The 16109-nt window shown below is 69.8% G+C and carries 14 protein-coding genes; 9 read left to right on the top strand and 5 right to left on the bottom strand.

Annotated features, from left to right (window positions below; translation table 11 throughout):
* Window positions 1-76: 76 nt before the first annotated feature.
* Genes ACWPQI_RS21685 through ACWPQI_RS21670 form a run of 4 tightly spaced genes read left to right on the top strand, consistent with a single transcriptional unit; the run spans window position 77 to window position 4485 of the window.
* Window positions 77-1135 (top strand): carbohydrate ABC transporter permease, encoded by a 1059-nt coding sequence (locus ACWPQI_RS21685; RefSeq protein ID WP_040274786.1) that lies wholly within the window; start codon window positions 77-79, stop codon window positions 1133-1135.
* Window positions 1132-2019, top strand: a complete 888-nt coding sequence (locus tag ACWPQI_RS21680; protein ID WP_040274788.1) for a carbohydrate ABC transporter permease — start codon at window positions 1132-1134, stop codon at window positions 2017-2019. Before ACWPQI_RS21685 ends, ACWPQI_RS21680 begins: the two co-directional genes overlap by 4 nt.
* Window positions 2020-2038: 19 nt before the next feature.
* The gene (locus tag ACWPQI_RS21675; protein ID WP_010593652.1) at window positions 2039-3346 is read left to right on the top strand and encodes an ABC transporter substrate-binding protein; all 1308 of its coding nucleotides are present in this window, start codon (window positions 2039-2041) and stop codon (window positions 3344-3346) included.
* An 8-nt stretch (window positions 3347-3354) separates the two neighbouring features.
* Window positions 3355-4485: an ABC transporter ATP-binding protein gene (locus ACWPQI_RS21670; protein WP_010593651.1), complete on the top strand. Its 1131-nt coding sequence runs from the start codon at window positions 3355-3357 to the stop codon at window positions 4483-4485.
* Between the two features lie 111 nt (window positions 4486-4596).
* On the opposite strand, the gene ACWPQI_RS21665 is transcribed toward ACWPQI_RS21670, so the two are convergent.
* Window positions 4597-5211 carry a flavodoxin family protein gene (locus tag ACWPQI_RS21665; RefSeq protein WP_048773707.1) on the bottom strand — a complete coding sequence of 205 codons (615 nt, stop codon included), beginning with the start codon at window positions 5209-5211 and terminating at the stop codon, window positions 4597-4599.
* Between the two features lie 142 nt (window positions 5212-5353).
* Here ACWPQI_RS21665 and ACWPQI_RS21660 point away from each other — a divergent pair, with 142 nt between their 5' ends.
* Entirely contained in the window at window positions 5354-5758 is a 405-nt protein-coding gene (locus ACWPQI_RS21660; RefSeq protein WP_017680791.1) for an OsmC family protein, read from the top strand.
* 86 nt (window positions 5759-5844) lie between these two features.
* Here ACWPQI_RS21660 and ACWPQI_RS21655 read toward each other — a convergent pair whose 3' ends face one another.
* The 3 genes from ACWPQI_RS21655 to ACWPQI_RS21645 all read right to left on the bottom strand — a co-directional run bounded on the left by ACWPQI_RS21655 (window position 5845) and on the right by ACWPQI_RS21645 (window position 10652).
* Entirely contained in the window at window positions 5845-7257 is a 1413-nt protein-coding gene (locus ACWPQI_RS21655; RefSeq protein WP_474738491.1) for a serine/threonine-protein kinase, read from the bottom strand.
* Window positions 7258-7411: 154 nt separating this feature from the next.
* Window positions 7412-8899: a flavin-containing monooxygenase gene (locus ACWPQI_RS21650; RefSeq protein ID WP_017680789.1), complete on the bottom strand. Its 1488-nt coding sequence runs from the start codon at window positions 8897-8899 to the stop codon at window positions 7412-7414.
* 532 nt (window positions 8900-9431) lie between these two features.
* Window positions 9432-10652, bottom strand: coding sequence for a glycosyltransferase (locus ACWPQI_RS21645; protein WP_010593646.1), 1221 nt, complete (start codon window positions 10650-10652; stop codon window positions 9432-9434).
* Window positions 10653-11001: 349 nt separating this feature from the next.
* Between ACWPQI_RS21645 and ACWPQI_RS21640 the strand changes: the two genes are divergently transcribed.
* Window positions 11002-12093, top strand: coding sequence for an Rv2629 family ribosome hibernation factor (locus tag ACWPQI_RS21640; protein WP_017680786.1), 1092 nt, complete (start codon window positions 11002-11004; stop codon window positions 12091-12093).
* Between the two features lie 9 nt (window positions 12094-12102).
* On the opposite strand, the gene ACWPQI_RS21635 is transcribed toward ACWPQI_RS21640, so the two are convergent.
* A complete protein-coding gene (locus ACWPQI_RS21635) occupies window positions 12103-12477 on the bottom strand; it encodes a DUF1330 domain-containing protein (protein ID WP_010593643.1) in 375 nt (124 codons plus the stop codon).
* A 145-nt stretch (window positions 12478-12622) separates the two neighbouring features.
* Here ACWPQI_RS21635 and ACWPQI_RS21630 point away from each other — a divergent pair, with 145 nt between their 5' ends.
* Genes ACWPQI_RS21630 through ACWPQI_RS21620 form a run of 3 tightly spaced genes read left to right on the top strand, consistent with a single transcriptional unit; the run spans window position 12623 to window position 16071 of the window.
* Window positions 12623-13066 (top strand): response regulator, encoded by a 444-nt coding sequence (locus ACWPQI_RS21630; RefSeq protein ID WP_017680784.1) that lies wholly within the window; start codon window positions 12623-12625, stop codon window positions 13064-13066.
* A 51-nt stretch (window positions 13067-13117) separates the two neighbouring features.
* Window positions 13118-15586: a molybdopterin oxidoreductase family protein gene (locus ACWPQI_RS21625; RefSeq protein WP_040274801.1), complete on the top strand. Its 2469-nt coding sequence runs from the start codon at window positions 13118-13120 to the stop codon at window positions 15584-15586.
* Window positions 15583-16071, top strand: a complete 489-nt coding sequence (locus tag ACWPQI_RS21620; RefSeq protein ID WP_010593640.1) for a hypothetical protein — start codon at window positions 15583-15585, stop codon at window positions 16069-16071. Before ACWPQI_RS21625 ends, ACWPQI_RS21620 begins: the two co-directional genes overlap by 4 nt.
* The last annotated feature ends 38 nt before the right edge of the window (window positions 16072-16109 follow it).

Below are 16109 nucleotides of genomic sequence, written 5' to 3'. Positions count from 1 at the left end.
TCGACGGTGACGAGAGTACTCGTCGGCGCCAGACCGGCGTAACCTCCGGTTCGTCCGCGGCAGACACACTGCCGCAGTGCGCTCGAGTCCGGAAAGAGTACTGCCCCGAACCGACCGGGGTCCGTGGGGACGCCCGTGGGGCGACTACGCGCTGTTCGCCGCGCTGATCGGGCCGAATCTCGCGCTGCTGGTCCTGTTCACGTACCGGCCGCTCGTCGACAACATCCGACTGTCGTTCTTCGAGTGGAACATCTCGAGCCCCACCGCGACGTTCGTCGGACTGGGCAACTACCGCGAGTGGTTCGGCCGTGCCGACACGTGGCAGATCGTCGGCAACACCGTCGTCTTCACCGTCGCGACCGTCGCGGGCTCCATGCTGCTCGGACTGGCGCTGGCGCTGCTGCTGGATCGGAAACTGCTGGGCCGCAACCTCGTCCGGTCCGCACTCTTCGCGCCGTTCGTCATCTCCGGTGCCGCGGTGGGGGTGGCGTTCCAGTTCGTGTTCGATCCCAACTTCGGCCTCGTCCAGGATCTGCTGGGCAGGCTGGGGCTCAACACCCCGGACTTCTACCAGGATCCGGCCTGGGCGCTGGTGATGGTCACCCTCACCTACCTGTGGAAGAACCTCGGCTACACGTTCGTCATCTATCTGGCGGCCCTGCAGGGCCTGCGTCCCGAACTGTCCGAGGCCGCCGCGATCGACGGCGCCTCGTCGTGGACGGCCTTTCGGCGCGTCCTGCTGCCGCAGCTCCGTCCCACCACGTACTTCCTGTCGATCACCGTGCTGCTCAACTCCTTCCAGGTCTTCGACATCATCAACGTGATGACCCGGGGCGGGCCGCTCGGTACCGGCACCACCACGATGGTCTACCAGGTCTACAACGAGTCCTTCCGGAACTTCCGGGCCGGCTACGGTGCCACCGTCGCGACGATCATGTTCCTCGTGCTGCTGGCCGTCACGGTCTACCAGGTGCGCCTGATGGACCGCGACGACACTGCGCGCCCCGCCCGCCGTCCCCGGCGCGCGCGTGGGGGTAGGCGTGGGCGTGGGCGTGCGACCGAATGTGACACGCGTTCGATCACATCGAAGCCATGTGACATTCGGTCGGTCCAGCGGACGGGGGGTGCGGAATGACGACGCTCCTGGAGCGCCCGGTCACGACCACGGAACCGGCAGCGGCGCAGCCGTATCGGCGTCGCGAGCGCACGATCCGGGTACTCGCCTACGCCGCGATGGTCGTGGCACTGCTCGTCGTGGCGCTGCCGCTGTACTGGATCGTGGTGACCTCGTTCAAGCAGCGACCCGACATCTACACGCTGCCGGTCACCTGGTGGCCCTCCGTGTTCCATCCCCGGAACTACACGGAGGCAGTCACCTCGGTGCCGTTCGGCACGTTCCTGCGGAACTCGTTGATCATCACCACGGTGCTGTCGAGCGTGAAGTTCGTCCTCGGCATCCTGAGCGCCTACGGTCTGGTGTTCCTGCGCTTCCCCGGCAAGAACCTCGTGTTCCTCGGTATCGTCGCCGCGCTGATGGTGCCGAACCAGATCACTGTCATCTCCAACTACGCGCTGGTGGCGGAATGGGGGTGGCGCAACACCTTCCAGGGGATCATCGTGCCGCTGGCAGGTGTGGCATTCGGAACGTTTCTGCTGCGCAACCATTTTCTGTCCATTCCCGCCGAGATCATCGAGGCGGCGCGGATGGACGGGGCCGGGCACGTCCGCCTGCTGTGGCGGGTCGTGCTACCCGTGTCCGGACCGACCCTGGTCGCGTTCGCGCTCATCACCGTGGTCAACGAGTGGAACGAATACCTGTGGCCGTTTCTCATGGCCGACGACGCGTCCGTGGCGCCGCTGCCGATCGGGCTGACCCAGCTGCAGAACAACGACGGCGTCACCAACTGGGGGCCGGTGATGGCCGGCACGGTGCTGGCCATGCTGCCGATCCTCGTGATCTTCCTCGCGCTGCAACGTCACATGATCAAGGGCCTCACCTCCGGTGCGGTCAAGGGCTGAACTCTCCAGGAGCAACTTCGTGAACATCGACAGGCGTGGATTTCTGGGACTGACCGGGCTCGTCGCCGCGAGCGCCGCGCTGGCGGCGTGCGCCGGCACCGGGTCGTCCGGGTCCTCGGAATCCGCATCCGCGGCGAACACCATCAAGTTCTGGTCCAACCACCCGGGCAAGTCCCAGGACGTGGAGCGCGAGCTCATCGCCCGGTTCGAGGCGAAGTACCCGGACCTGACGGTCGACCTGATCGACGGCGGCAAGAACTACGAAGAGGTGTCGCAGAAGTTCAACGCGGCCCTGTCCGGAGGCGACCTGCCCGACGTCGTCGTCCTGTCGGACGTGTGGTGGTTCAACTACGCGCTGACCGGCGCGATCACCCCGCTCGACGACCTCTTCGCCGAGGTCGGCGTGGACACCGGGGACTACGTCGATTCCCTGCTGGCCGACTACCTCTTCGAGGGCCGTCACTTCGCGCTGCCCTACGCCCGCTCGACGCCGCTGTTCTACTACAACCGGGACGTCTGGCGGCAGGCCGGTCTTCCCGACCGCGGACCCGCCACCTGGCAGGAGTTCGCCGAGTGGGGTCCCGAACTGCAGCGGGTGGTCGGGTCCGGCAAGCTGGCACACGGCTGGGGTAACGCCAAGGACTACCTCGGCTGGACGTTCGAAGGACCGATCTGGACGTTCGGCGGAGCCTACTCCGACGGCTGGCGGCTGCGTTTCGGCGACGCGGAGACGATCGCCGCGGGTCAGTTCCTGAAGGACATGATCCACACCGGGAGGTACGCGGGCGTGTCCACGGACATCGCCAACGACTTCTCCGCCGGGATCATCGCGTCCACCATCGCCTCGACCGGCGATCTGTCCGGCATCACCGCGAACGCCGCGTTCGACTTCGGCACCGCGTTCCTGCCCGCCCCCGACGGGACGCCGGGATGCCCCACCGGCGGTGCGGGACTGGCGATTCCGGCGAACATCTCCGACGAGCGGAAGCGCAACGCGCTGAAGTTCGTCGACTTCGTCACCAACGGGGAGAACACCGCCTACTTCTCGCAGAAGATCGGCTACATGCCGGTGCGCAAGTCCGCCACCGAGGATCCCGGGATGAGAGCATTCCTCGAGCAGAACCCCAACGCCCGCACCGCTGTCGACCAGCTCGCGCGCACCCGGTCACAGGACTACGCGCGCGTCTTCGTGCCTGGCGGCGACCAGATCATCGGTACCGGCCTCGAACAGATCGCACTGCAGGGGGCCGACGTGCCGACGGCGTTCGGCGACGTCGCGCGGCAGCTGCAGCAGATCATCGACCGTCAGATCACCCCGAATCTGTAGGGAAAGCCTTGGCAAGCATACGTTTCCGGTCCGTCACCCACCGCTACCCCGGTGCCGATCGGCCGTCGGTGGACCGCCTCGACCTCGATGTCGCGGACGGGGAGTTCCTGGTCCTGGTCGGGCCGTCGGGCTGCGGGAAGACCACGAGCCTGCGCATGCTCGCGGGCCTCGAGGCGGTCGACGACGGTCGCATCGACATCGGTGGGGCCGACGTGACGGGACTGCCGCCCAAGGCCCGCGACGTGGCGATGGTGTTCCAGAACTACGCGCTGTACCCGAACATGACCGTGGCCGAGAACATGGGTTTCGCGTTGCGCAACGCCGGCGTCGGCAGGGTGGAACGGACGACGCGGGTGCTCGACGTCGCGCGGATGCTCGAACTCGAGCCGCTGCTCGACCGCAAACCGGGCAAGCTCTCGGGTGGGCAGCGACAGCGCGTGGCCATGGGCCGGGCGATCGTGCGACGGCCCGCGGTGTTCTGCATGGACGAACCGCTGAGCAACCTCGACGCGAAGCTGCGCGTCAGCACGCGTTCGCAGATCGCCGGACTGCAGCGGCGACTCGGCACGACGACCGTGTACGTCACCCACGACCAGGTGGAGGCCATGACGATGGGGGACCGGGTGGCCGTCCTCGACGGCGGTCGCCTGCAGCAGGTCGCCGCACCCCGCGTCCTGTACGACAACCCCGTCAACACCTTCGTCGCCGGGTTCGTCGGTTCGCCCGGCATGAACCTGCTCGACGCACCCGTCCGCGACGGCGCGGCCGTGCTCGGCGCCCTACGAGTGCCGGTTCCGGCCGACGTCGGCGCCGACCGGATCGTCGTCGGGGTGCGGCCCGAGGCATGGACCCCCGTGGGCGCGTGGCGGTCCGGGACGCTGTCCCTGACGGTGGACCTGGTCGAGCAGCTCGGCGCGGAGGCCTTCGTCCATGCGACGGCGACCGGGCCGGCCGACTGGTCGAGCGCGACGGGCAAGGTCGTCGTACGGGTGGATCGACGAGTTGCGATCGGTCCGGGGGAGCAGGTGCACCTGCTCCCGCAGCCGGGGGAGGTCTACTTCTTCTCCGCGACGACCGGTGCTCGCCTCGGTGTCGGCGACCGAATGTCACATACGTTCGATTCGATCGAACGCGTGTGACATTCGGTCGAACCGGCGGCATGCGGGCGAACCGGCGGCATGCGGGCGAACCGGCGGCATGCGGGCGAACCGGCGGCATGCGGGCGAACCGGCGGCATGCGGCGGGCGGGCTCAGTCCGGATACGGCGGGTACTGCCGTTCGCGCAGCACGGTGCTCAGATGGACGGCGTTCCGTGCCAGTGCCTGCGTGGTCGTGGATACCTGTTCCGGAACCTCGGACAGGTCCTTGAAATCCGTGCCGGACATCGCTTCCCCGTTCCAGTAGGTGCAGCCCTGGGCCGGGATGCTGAACCCGATGTCGTTGAGACCCTGGAACAGGTCGGCGACGATCTTGTGCGCACCGTCCTCGTTGCCCACGACCGCGGCGACGGCGACCTTCCCGACCATGCGTGGCCGGTTCTCGTCGTCGGTGCTCGACAGTTCCGCGTCGAGGCGTTCGAGCACGCGCTGGGCGACGCTGGACATGTGGCCCACCCAGGTCGGCGTGGCGACGATCAGGATGTCGGCGGCGGCGACGCGTTCGAGCAGGCCCGGCCACTCGTCGCCGTCACCCATGTCCGCCTCCACACCGGGACGGACGTCGTGGTCGACGACGCGCACCGATTCGGTGGTCACGCCGTGCCCGGCGAGCGCGGACAGGACATGCGACACCATCAGGTCGGTGCTGGACTCCGCCGGGGACGGTTTGAGTGTGCAGTTCAGGGCGAGGGCACGAAGGGTGGTCATGGGTGCGGTTACCCGGTCCGGTGGGTGTCAATCCCCGGCCGCGGGTTTCCCCGGGCTCGGTTCGGGCACCCGGGTGATCGCATCGGTGCCGTAGCGAGCGGCGCCGGCGCTCAGAGCGAAGTGCGGACCGGAGGAACACCTGATGACAGAGCCGAATTCGTATCGATACACCGCAACGGCCGAGGACACCTCGGTGCGCATCGACGGGCATTCACCGGACCTGCGCGTGACGACGCCGGACAACGCCGCCGGGTTCGACGCGGTGACGCCCGAGCAACTGTATGCGGCGGCATTGGCGGCGTGCGTGTACCAGACCCTCATCGCGACGGCGTCGGCCGGCGATCACGACCTGGGGGAGTGCGCCGTGGACGCCCGCGTCGAACTCACTTCACGGGGCAACCAGGAGTTCGATCTCTCCGCCGAGGTCGACGTGCGGCTGCCTCGTGTCGAGGATCGTGATGCCAGGGAAACCCTCGCGTTGCGGGCCGTCGAACGGTGTCCGATGGCCAAGTCGGTCCAGGTGCGACTCGCCGGCGCGCACGCGTAGTGACGAGCACGAGCCGGAACGCACGGTGACCGCGCCGTCCGGATGGAGCGGACGGTCGAGCGCTACCGCTCCGCGGCGGCCGGCGCCTACCCGGCGGGAAGGCACGGTCCGTCGGGCGGCGGGGTGTGTTCGTAGCCGGGGTAGCAGGGCAGTACCTGTGGTGCTGCGGGCGCCGGTGCAGGTGCCGGGGCGGGCGCGGGAGCCGACCCGGCGGGAAGGCACGGTCCGTCGGGCGGCGGGGTGTGCTCGTAGCCGGGGTAGCACGGCAGTACCTGTGGTTCTGCCGGTGCAGGTGCAGGTGCAGGTGCAGGGGCGGGCGCGGGAGCCGACCCGGCGGGAAGGCACGGTCCGTCGGGCGGCGGGGTGTGCTCGTAGCCGGGGTAGCACGGCAGAACCTGTGGTCCTGCGGGCGCAGGTGCCGGAGCCGGGACGGGGGCAGGGGCAGGAGCCGGCGGTGCCGATCGAGGCACCGGCCTCGCGGGGGCGGCGTCCTGGGGTGGAACTTCGCCGTCCTGGGCTGGAACCTCGGCAGCCTGGGACTCCGTCCGAGGTGGCGTCGGCTCCTGTTCCGCGGCTGTCGAGGTGGTCGGTGCGGCCGAGGGCGTGGACGTCGGAGAGGCCGGCTGCACCGCGATGGGGACGGGCGTCGGGTCGGCGTCGTCGGACGACACGGCCCCGAGGGCCACGCCGCCGACGACGAGGACGGCGACGATCGCCGCGAGAACCGGGATCATGACGCGCCGGTTCCGGGTGAGCGGAGCGACCGCGGGAACGGACCTGCCGGTGGGATGTGACGGCGCGGCCGCGGCGCGTGCCGCCGCGGCCAGCTCGCTCACCGATCCGTAGCGCCGCGCGGGTTCGGGTGCCGTTCCGCGTGCGACGACCTCGACCATGCCGGCCGGAAGATCCGAGACCGCCGACGACGACTGCGGGGCCCCCGCTCGTCCACCCGAGGACTGGAAGAGTCTGCCGGTGAGGCATTCGTACAGCACCGTCGCCAGGCCGTAGACGCCCGTCGCCGCGCCGGGATGCGGGGGGAACCCGACGTCGGTGAGGAGAACATTTCCGTCGCCCTGCACCAGGACGTTCGCCGACGTCACTTCCTGTTCGACCAGCCCGGCCGCGTGCACGGCCTCGAGCGCCGACGCCAATTGCTCGACGACACCGACTGCCCGCGGGACGTCCATCGCGCCGGTGGACCGGAGCATCGTCTGCAGATCGGTGCCCTCGACGACGGGCGTTGCGAGGAAGAGCCGGGTGCCGATCTGCCCGAAGTCGTGGATCGGGAGCACACGAGGGTTCCGGATCCGGGCGGCGATCTCGGCTTCGCGTTCGAAACGAGCGCGGTACTCGTCGTCCTCGGTCACCTCGGGTGGCAGCGCCCGCACCGCGACGTTCCGGCCGGTGGTGGTGTCGAACGCGGCCCATACCTCGCCCGTCGCGTCCACCGACAGTGGACGGTCCAGGCGATACCTGCCGAACAGGGCACCAACTTGCATCTGTCACTCTCCGCCCCTGGAAGTAGCTGTGGCTGCGGATCCGTGCACCGGAAGGATCGACCGCCTCCTCCACCGGAAGTCTATGCGGCGGATGTGCGCAGTGTCGCGCTCGGCCTCGAACCGCGCTCCTACGCTGGTTCTTTCGCCCGCGACCTCAGGCCACCGACTGCGCCGTTGCCGGAAGCGCTGCCCGGGAGAAGCGCACGGCGCCGTCCTCGAGTCGTCCGCGGCGCATCATCACCAGGTCCCGGACGTAGTTCTGGAACAGCCGCCACGGCGCCGCGGGGCCCTGCCTGGGCATCGAATCGATGCTGCGCAGGACGTACCCGGACGCGAGATCGACCAACGGGGACGTCGCGGTCGTGGTCGCGGGGGCCGTCGGGGTGCAGTAGGCGTATCCGCGGGCGTCCATGTGGCGCAGCAGGCGGCACACGTATCCGGCGACGAGATCGGCCTTCAACGTCCACGACGCATTGGTGTATCCGACGGTGAATGCGAGATTGGGCACCCCGGAGAGCATCATCCCCTTGTACGCCAGCGTCTTTCCCATCTCGACGTCGCGACCGTCGACGCTCACGGCCATCCCGCCGAGCAGAAGCAGGTTCAGTCCCGTCGCGGTGACGATCACGTCGGCGGCGAGTTCCTGCCCGGATTCCAGGCGGATCCCGTGTTCGGTGAAGGTGTCGATCGTGTCGGTGACGACCGTCGCCCGGCCCTCCCGCAGCGCCCGGAACAGGTCGCCGTCGGGCACGAAACAGACGCGCTGGTCCCACGGGTCGTATCGCGGCCGGAAGTGCACGTCCACCTCGTAGTCCGCGGGCAGGTGGCTCTGCACGCCCTTGCGTAGCAGCCGCTTGACCAGATCGGGCCGGCGCCGGCTCAACTGGAAGAAGGCCATGCTGCCCAGCACGTTCGCCCAGCGGACGACAGGGTAGGCCAGCTTCAGCGGTATCCGGCCGAGCAACGCGCCGGCGACCGGGTCGATCGAGGGACGCGACATGACGTAGCTCGGGGAGCGCTGCAGCATCGTCACGTGTGCGGCCGTCCTCGCCAGTGCTGGGACGAGAGTCACGGCGGTGGCGCCGCTGCCGACGACGACGACGCGCTTGCCGGTGCAGTCCAGGTCCTCTGGCCAGTGCTGTGGGTGTACGAGGGTGCCGGTGAACCGTTCCACGCCGGGAAACTCGGGGGTGTAGCCCTCGTCGTAGCGGTAGTAGCCCGAATTGACGAACAGGAAGCCGCACGTGAGGCGAACTCGTTCCCCGGTGTCGGTGCGCTCGGCCGTCACGGTCCAGCGGGCGGCCGGCGTGGACCATTCGGCGCGGACCACGCGATGCCGGAACCAGACCTTCTCGTCGATGCCGCGATCCCGTGCGGTGCGGCGGACGTAGTCGCGGATGGACGGGCCGTCGGCGAAGGTCTCGGGCTCGGCCCACGGCTCGAACGAGTACCCCAGGGTGAACATGTCGGAGTCGGACCGGATGCCCGGGTAGCGGAAGAGGTCCCAGGTGCCGCCGATGACGTCGCGTGCCTCGAGGACGGTGAAGGTCTTGTCCGGGCATTCGTCCTGCAGGTGACAGGCCGCGCCGATACCGGAGAGTCCGGCGCCGACGATCAGGACGTCGACGTGTTCGTCGTGCATCGCGCTTCTCCGTTCCCGGGGGTCTGGGCGACCGGGGCAGCTGACGCAGACACTACCAACGCGCCGAGCACTCGGCGGCGACGCCGCTGTGGAATCAGCGGCGACGCCGCTGTGACATCGGCGGCGACGCCGCTGTCGTATCGGCGGTGATGCCGCTGTGGAATCAGCGGCGACGCCGCAGCGCCCCCTGCAACGCTGCGGTGCCGCCGATACCTGCTGCCAGCACGAACAGCAGCAGGACGACATTGGCGGTCACGGCTGCACCTGCCGTGCCGCGCTTCGGAGACCGCACCCGCGGGGTGTGGTCAGGATGGCGAGCAGATGGACCATGGCTGTTCCTCCGTCGACACTTCCGACTGCTGGAGCAACGCCCGTCCGGGCAGGGAGCGCAGCAGTCGCCTCTACGAGACGAAACCGGCTGCTTCTCAACCTTGTTTGCAAGAGTAACGTCTCCGCGGCGTGCCCGTAGGCCGAATCCGTGAAGATTCCGTGAAGATCCCGGAAGTCCCGTCGCGGCCGTGGCCCGAGCATCTCAGCGGGCTCCGGAGCGTACGGACCGCACCGACCGCGGATCCGCCGGGACGCACCTCTCGTAGGTGCGCACGGCGTCGGCCGCGGAACGGTCCCACGAATAGCGGGTGCTCGCCCGGTCGTGGCCGGCGAGACCGAAGGCGGTGCGCTGGACGTCGTCGGTGAGCAGGGTGTGTACCGCCGCCGCGACCGCGTCGGCCGCGTGCGGGGGCACCAGCGTGCCCGTGACCCCGTCGACGACCGTGTCGAGCAGGCCGCCGACCGCGGTGGCCACCACCGGCCGCCCGCATGCCATGGCTGCGAGCGGCACCAGGCCGAGCGGTTCGTACCAGGGCGTGCATACGACGACGTCCGCCGACCGCAACAGCGCCGGCATGTCCGTCCGGGACACGTGCCCGGTCATGTGCACCCGGTCGAGCACGCCGTGGTCCCCGGCGACGGCGCGCAGACGTGCGGCCTCGTCGGGGGCGCCGTCGTCCGCCGGTCCGCCGGCGATCACCAGTTCCGTGCCGGGGAGCAGGGCCAGCGCCCGGATCGCCACGTCGAAGCCCATCCGCGGCACGAGCGGCCCGACAGCGACGATGCGGCGCCCCGGCCCGCGCGCCGGAGCCTCGGGGCCGGTGGGCGCGAACTGCGCGAGGTTCACCCCGCAGGGCACGACGGACGTGCGGGTGCGGGGCAGGCCCAGCGCGGCGAGCTCGAACACCTCGTCCGTGCAGGTCGCGGCGACCCGGCTCGCGCCGCGCGCCAGGAGCCGCTCGATACGGATCCGGTTCGGCGACCCGGTCTGCGCCCCGCCCCGGTGCCGGCTCTCCACCACACCCAGGGTGTGGAAGGTCTGCACCGTGGGCACCGTGACGGTGCGGGCGGCGAGCTGCGTCGCGATCCCCGGCATCCAGCAGTGGGCGTGGGCGACGTCGGGCCGATCCCTCGTCCATTCCCGTTCGAGGAAGGTACCGAGCTCACCCATCCGTGGGAGCAGCTCGTCCGCCGGCAGCGGAGCCGGCGGACCGGCGGGGACGTGGACCACCTCGTACCCGTCGTCGGTCGGGACTCGCTCGGGTATGTCGGGGTCGTCGCGACGGGTGTAGACGGTCACGTCGTGTCCTGCGCGCACCAGCGCCGCCGACAGCTCGGCGACGTGCACCTTCCGGCCGTCCGCATCGACGTCGCCGGGGACCGTGAAGGGGCTTGCGTGATCGGACACCATCGCGATCTTCATGGCCCTTCCCTTCTGCGGATCGTCGTGCCCGTCGCCTCGCCTGACAGCGCCTCGCCTGACAGCCTCGTCGCGCCGCCCGACCGCGCGTACGACCCGCGGACCCACCGCCGGTCGTGGTGCAGGTCCGGACTCCGAACGTGCGGGGGCATCACGTGCGGGGGCATCGACGAGCCGTGGACGTGCCACGACGGCACGTTCACCGAGGACGCCATGGGTGCAGGGTTGCCGATTCTGCGGCAGGCAAACCGCGCGGACGGAAATTGCCGCCGGATCGGTGCGGGCACGTTTACTCGCGCGGGTCGGGGGCACACGAATCGAGAGACCGTGAGGCACCGACGAAGGAGTAGCTGTGCACGCCGATCGATTCGCAGACTTCACCACCGCGACCGGCCCGTTCGCCTCGGTGTACTACGAGGATTCGCACGCGACCGAGGATGCGGCAAAGGTTGCGGAACTGACCTGGCGTTCCATCGCGGAGCAACTGGAACAACTCGGGACTCCGCGGGCCGTGCTCGGCCACGTCGAGCGCGCGGTGACCGAGGCGCCGGCGGCGGTCGGCAGCGGTGGCCGCGCGATCGTCGCGAACCCGGACGGGGTACTCGTGCACGAGCGGCTCGTGCGCCCGCCGCTGCGCACCGAGGTGCGACTGTCCGACATGCCTTACCTGCTCCCGCTGGTGGAACACGGCACGAGCGGCCGGCCCTACCTCGTGGCCGCCGTCGACCACGCGGGCGGCGACCTGACCGTCTACGACCGGCACGGCGGCGTGCTCCACGAGGAGACGGTCGCCGGGGAGGGCTACCCGATCCACAAGGCGGCCGGCGCCCAGTCGCCCGGTTACGGGGATCCCGAACCCAACGTCGAGGAGCAGCGGCGCCGCAACATCGCCGCCGCCGCCGACCGCATCACCGAACTGGCCGACGAGCACCACGCCGAGCCGGTGTTCGTGATCGGCGAGGTCCGCTCCCGCACGGACCTGGCGGAGGCCCTGCCCCAGCGCACCGGCGACGTCCTGGTGCAGGTGCAGACCGGTTCTCGCGCCGACGGCTCCGACCGCGAGCGGATCCGGGATGTCATCCAGGAGGAACTGGCGCAGCGTCGCCTCGCCGAGATGGACGACGTGGCCGAGCGCTATCGGGCCGGCGCCGGAACCGGCCTGGCCGTCGAAGGGGTGACCGAGGTGACGGCGGCGCTGCGCGAACGGCGGGTCGACACGCTGATCCTGGGGGACCTCGACGACACCACGGTGCTCGTGGGCGACGACCCGTCGCTCGTGGCCGCCGACGCAGGAGCGCTGTCCGAGATGGGTTCGGGCAGCGAGCGCGTCTGCCGCGCCGACGAAGCCCTGCCGTTCGCGGCCGTGGCCACCGGCGCCGCCGTGCTCCGCATGGACGAGCGCCTCACGCCGGCGGACGGCATCGGCGCCCTGCTGCGCTACTGACGGCCGGTGTCAGGACTGCACCGGCCACGGCACCGTCGCCTGCAGGACAGCCTCCTGCAGCGCGTCGGTGCGCCACGCCGTGACCCGCTGGTACTCGGGGTCGGCGACCATCTCGGAGAAGGCACGCCGCGTCGGGTAGCGCACGAGCAGGACCGCGTCCCAGTCCTGCCCGGTCTCCGCCACGAGCGCGGTCGACCCGTCGCCCGCGTAGAGCACCTCGCCGCCGTAGCGCGGCAGGAACGTCTCGTGGAGGGCGTCGGCGTAGCGGGCGTAGATCTCGCGACCACCGGTGCCGAACCGCAGCAGGTTCAGCATCACCACCGGCCCGCCCGGGTCCTCGGCGAGAAAGCGCTTCAGGTCGGCACCACGTGGATCGACAGCCATGTTCCGGAGTCTGGCACAACATCGGACACGCCGTGCTCTCCGACTGCCGGCGCGGCGGCCGGTCATGGGGGCCGAACCGCAGTCGCTGCCGTACCGCGTACGGTCGGAGAACGTTCCGTGCACCCCTGGTTCAGGAGCCCACCACATGACCGAGCCCGCCGAACCCATCGTCGTTCTGCTGGTCGAGGACGACGCCGGCGACGAATTGATGACCCGCGAGGCCCTGGAGGACCACAAACTGACCAACGCACTGCACGTCGTACGCGACGGTGAGCAGGCGTTGAGCTTCCTCTTCCGGCGCGACCCCTACGCCGACGCGCCGCGGCCCGATCTGATCCTCCTCGACCTGAACCTGCCCCGCTACGACGGCCGGGAGGTCCTCGCACAGATCAAGGCCGACCCGGAACTGCGGCACATCCCGGTGGTGGTGCTCACCGCGTCCGCCGCCGAGGAGGACCTGCTGCGCAGCTACCGGCTGCACGCCAACGCCTACATCACCAAGCCGGTCGACTTCCCGCAGTTCGCGGAGGTGATCCGGCGGATCGACAACTTCTTCCTCCACATCGTGCGCCTTCCTCGTTCCCACTGAGTTCCGTCGGCGGCAGGTTTGGTTCGTTGCGCAGGGGGTAGCGCCTCCGGTATGACGCGTACGGACCGGATCCGGGACCCGTGGGGTGCTCGCACTCCCTACGGTCCCGGTGAGACGTGGCCGACCAGGGTGGACATGTATCTCGCCGAGGGGGTGGACGAGGACGACGTCGACACCTGGGTGCAGTCGGCGACGATCCTGCACTCGAACGGGGACGGGCTGGACATCGCCGTCGAGAACGGGCGCATCGTGGGCGTGCGGGGCCGGGCGGTCGACCGGGTCAATCACGGCCGGCTCGGTCCGAAGGACCTGTTCGGCTGGCAGGCGAACCATTCGCCGGATCGGTTGACCACACCGCTGATCCGGCGCGACGGTGCGCTCGTGGAGACGGACTGGGACACGGCGATGGACGCCGTCGCCGGGCGCACGAAGGAGTTGCTGGCCGAACGCGGTCCGAGTTCGATCGGCTTCTACACCACCGGTCAGCTCTTCCTCGAGGAGTACTACACGCTGGCGCTGATCGGACACGGCGGCATCGGCACCAACCACATGGACGGCAACACCCGGCTGTGCACGGCGACGGCGGCCGCGGCGCTGAAGGAGTCCTTCGCGTGCGACGGTCAACCGGGGTCGTACACCGACATCGACCACGCCGACGTGATCGCCCTGTACGGGCACAACATGGCCGAGACCCAGAGTGTGCTGTGGACCCGGGTGCTCGACCGGCTCGCCGGCCCGAACCCCCCGGCGATCGTCTGCGTCGACCCGCGGGAGACGCCGGTGGCGCGCGCGGCCACCGTGCACCTCGCACCCCGGCCCGGCACCAATGTGATGCTGATGAACGGGCTGCTGCACGAGATCGTGCGGCACGGCTGGATCGACCGCGACTACGTCGACGCCCACACCGTCGGCTTCGACGAGCTGGAGAAGCAACTCGAGGGCTACCCGGCGGAGAAGGTCGCGCAGGTGTGCGACGTCCCGCTCGCCGACCTGCGGGCGGCCGCCCGGCTCCTGGGCACCGCCGAACGGTTGCTGTCCACCGTGCTGCAGGGTTTCTACCAGTCCCATCAGGCCACCGCCGCTGCCGTCCAGGTGAACAACGTGCACCTGATCCGCGGCATGCTCGGCAAGCCGGGGTGCGGGGTGCTGCAGATGAACGGCCAGCCCACGGCGCAGAACACCCGCGAGTGCGGGGCCGACGGCGACCTGCCGGCGTTCCGGAACTGGGCCAACGACGAACACATCCAGGAGCTGGGGCGGGTGTGGAACATCGACCCGATGCGGATCCCGCACTACACCGCGCCCACCCACCTGATGCAGATGATGCGGTACGTCGAGGACGGTTCGATCCGGTTCCTGTACGTCAACGGCACCAACCCGGCGGTGTCGTTGCCGGAACTCGGCCGCATCCGCGAAATCCTGTCCCAGAAAAGGCTTTTCCTCGTCGTGCAGGACATCTTCCTGTCCGAGACCGCGCAACTCGCGGACGTCGTGCTGCCGGCCGCCACGTGGGGGGAGAAGACCGGCACGTTCACCAATGTCGACCGCACCGTGCACCTGTCGGAGAAGGCCGTCGACCCGCCCGGGCAGGCCCGGCCCGATCTGGACATCTTCCTCGACTACGCCCGCCGGCTGGGACTGCAGGACAAGGACGGGCAGCCCCTGGTCAAGTGGTCCACGCCGGAAGAGGCGTTCGAGGCCTGGAAGCAGTGCACCGCGGGACGGCCGTGCGACTACACCGGCCTCTCGTACGACAGGCTCCGCGGCGGCAGCGGCATCCAATGGCCCTGCAACGACGAGCACCCCGACGGCACCGAGCGCCTCTACGCCGACGGGAAGTTCTGGAGCGCACCGGACTACTGCGAGAGCTACGGTCGCGACATGGTCACCGGCGCCCCGCTCGAACCGACCGAGTACAAGGCGATGAACCCCCTCGGCAAGGCCGTGATCAAGGCAGGGGAGTACCTGCCCCCGCACGAGGTGGTCTCCGAGGAGTTCCCCTACCTGCTGACCACCGGGCGGACCCTCTATCACTTCCACACCCGCACCAAGACCGGGCGGGCACCGCAGCTGCAGAACGCCGCCCCCGAGGTGTGGGTGGAGATGTCCGCCTCCGACGCCCAGCGGCACGGCTGGGGGGAGGGCGACCTGCTGCTCATCACCACCCCGCGTGGCCGGGTGGAGGCACGGCTGCGGATCAGCGGCATCCGCCCCGGCGTGCTGTTCCTGCCGTTCCACTACGGCTACTGGGACACCCCCGGCGGGCACGAGCCGGGCGACTCCGAGGGCCGCGCCGCCAACGAACTGACCGTCACCGACTGGGATCCGGCGTCGAAACAGCCACTGTTCAAGACCGGCGCCGCCCGGGCCGAGCGTCTCCTGGCCGGGGACGGCACACCGTCCGCCGCGCCGACGACCACCGCCTCACGACCGGTGGGCACCGACGTTCCCGACACCGTGGGCGGTCCTTCCGGCACCGCGACCGAGACCGTCGTCGACACGAGCGGAGGCGCATCGTGAACAAGGTAGGTCTGGCAATCCGCGAACTGCACCGCGCCGAGAACGACCTGGCGGGGGAATTGCTGCAGATCTCGGACCGGCAGAAGGCCGACCACGAGATCTTCTACCTCGGACGGGATCTCGCACGCTGGTCCCAGGAACACGTGCGCGAACTCGCCCGGGTCGGGCGCGACTACGACCTCGACCTCGACGCCGAACCGGAGGACGACCACACGATCCTGGCCCGCCTGCGGCAGAAGGGCAGCGAACTGCTCGGCCGGCGCCACGAGCCCGGCCTGCTGCTCCTGCACGACCTGCGCGAGATCCACCGGATGGCAGCCGGGGTCTCACTGGACTGGGAGATCCTGGCCCAGACCGCGCAGGCCATGCAGGACCGGGAACTGCTCGCCACGGCCGAACGCTGCCACCCGCAGACCCTGCGTCAGTTGCGCTGGGCCAACGCGAAACTCAAGGAGAGCGCCGCGCAGATCATGGTCACGGGCTGACCGGTACTCGTCCACGAGCACCGACTCCCGTGGTGAAG

The sequence above is a fragment of the Rhodococcus sp. LMD genome (assembly GCF_056108245.1).
This window is presented reverse-complemented; position numbering and strand designations above follow the sequence as displayed.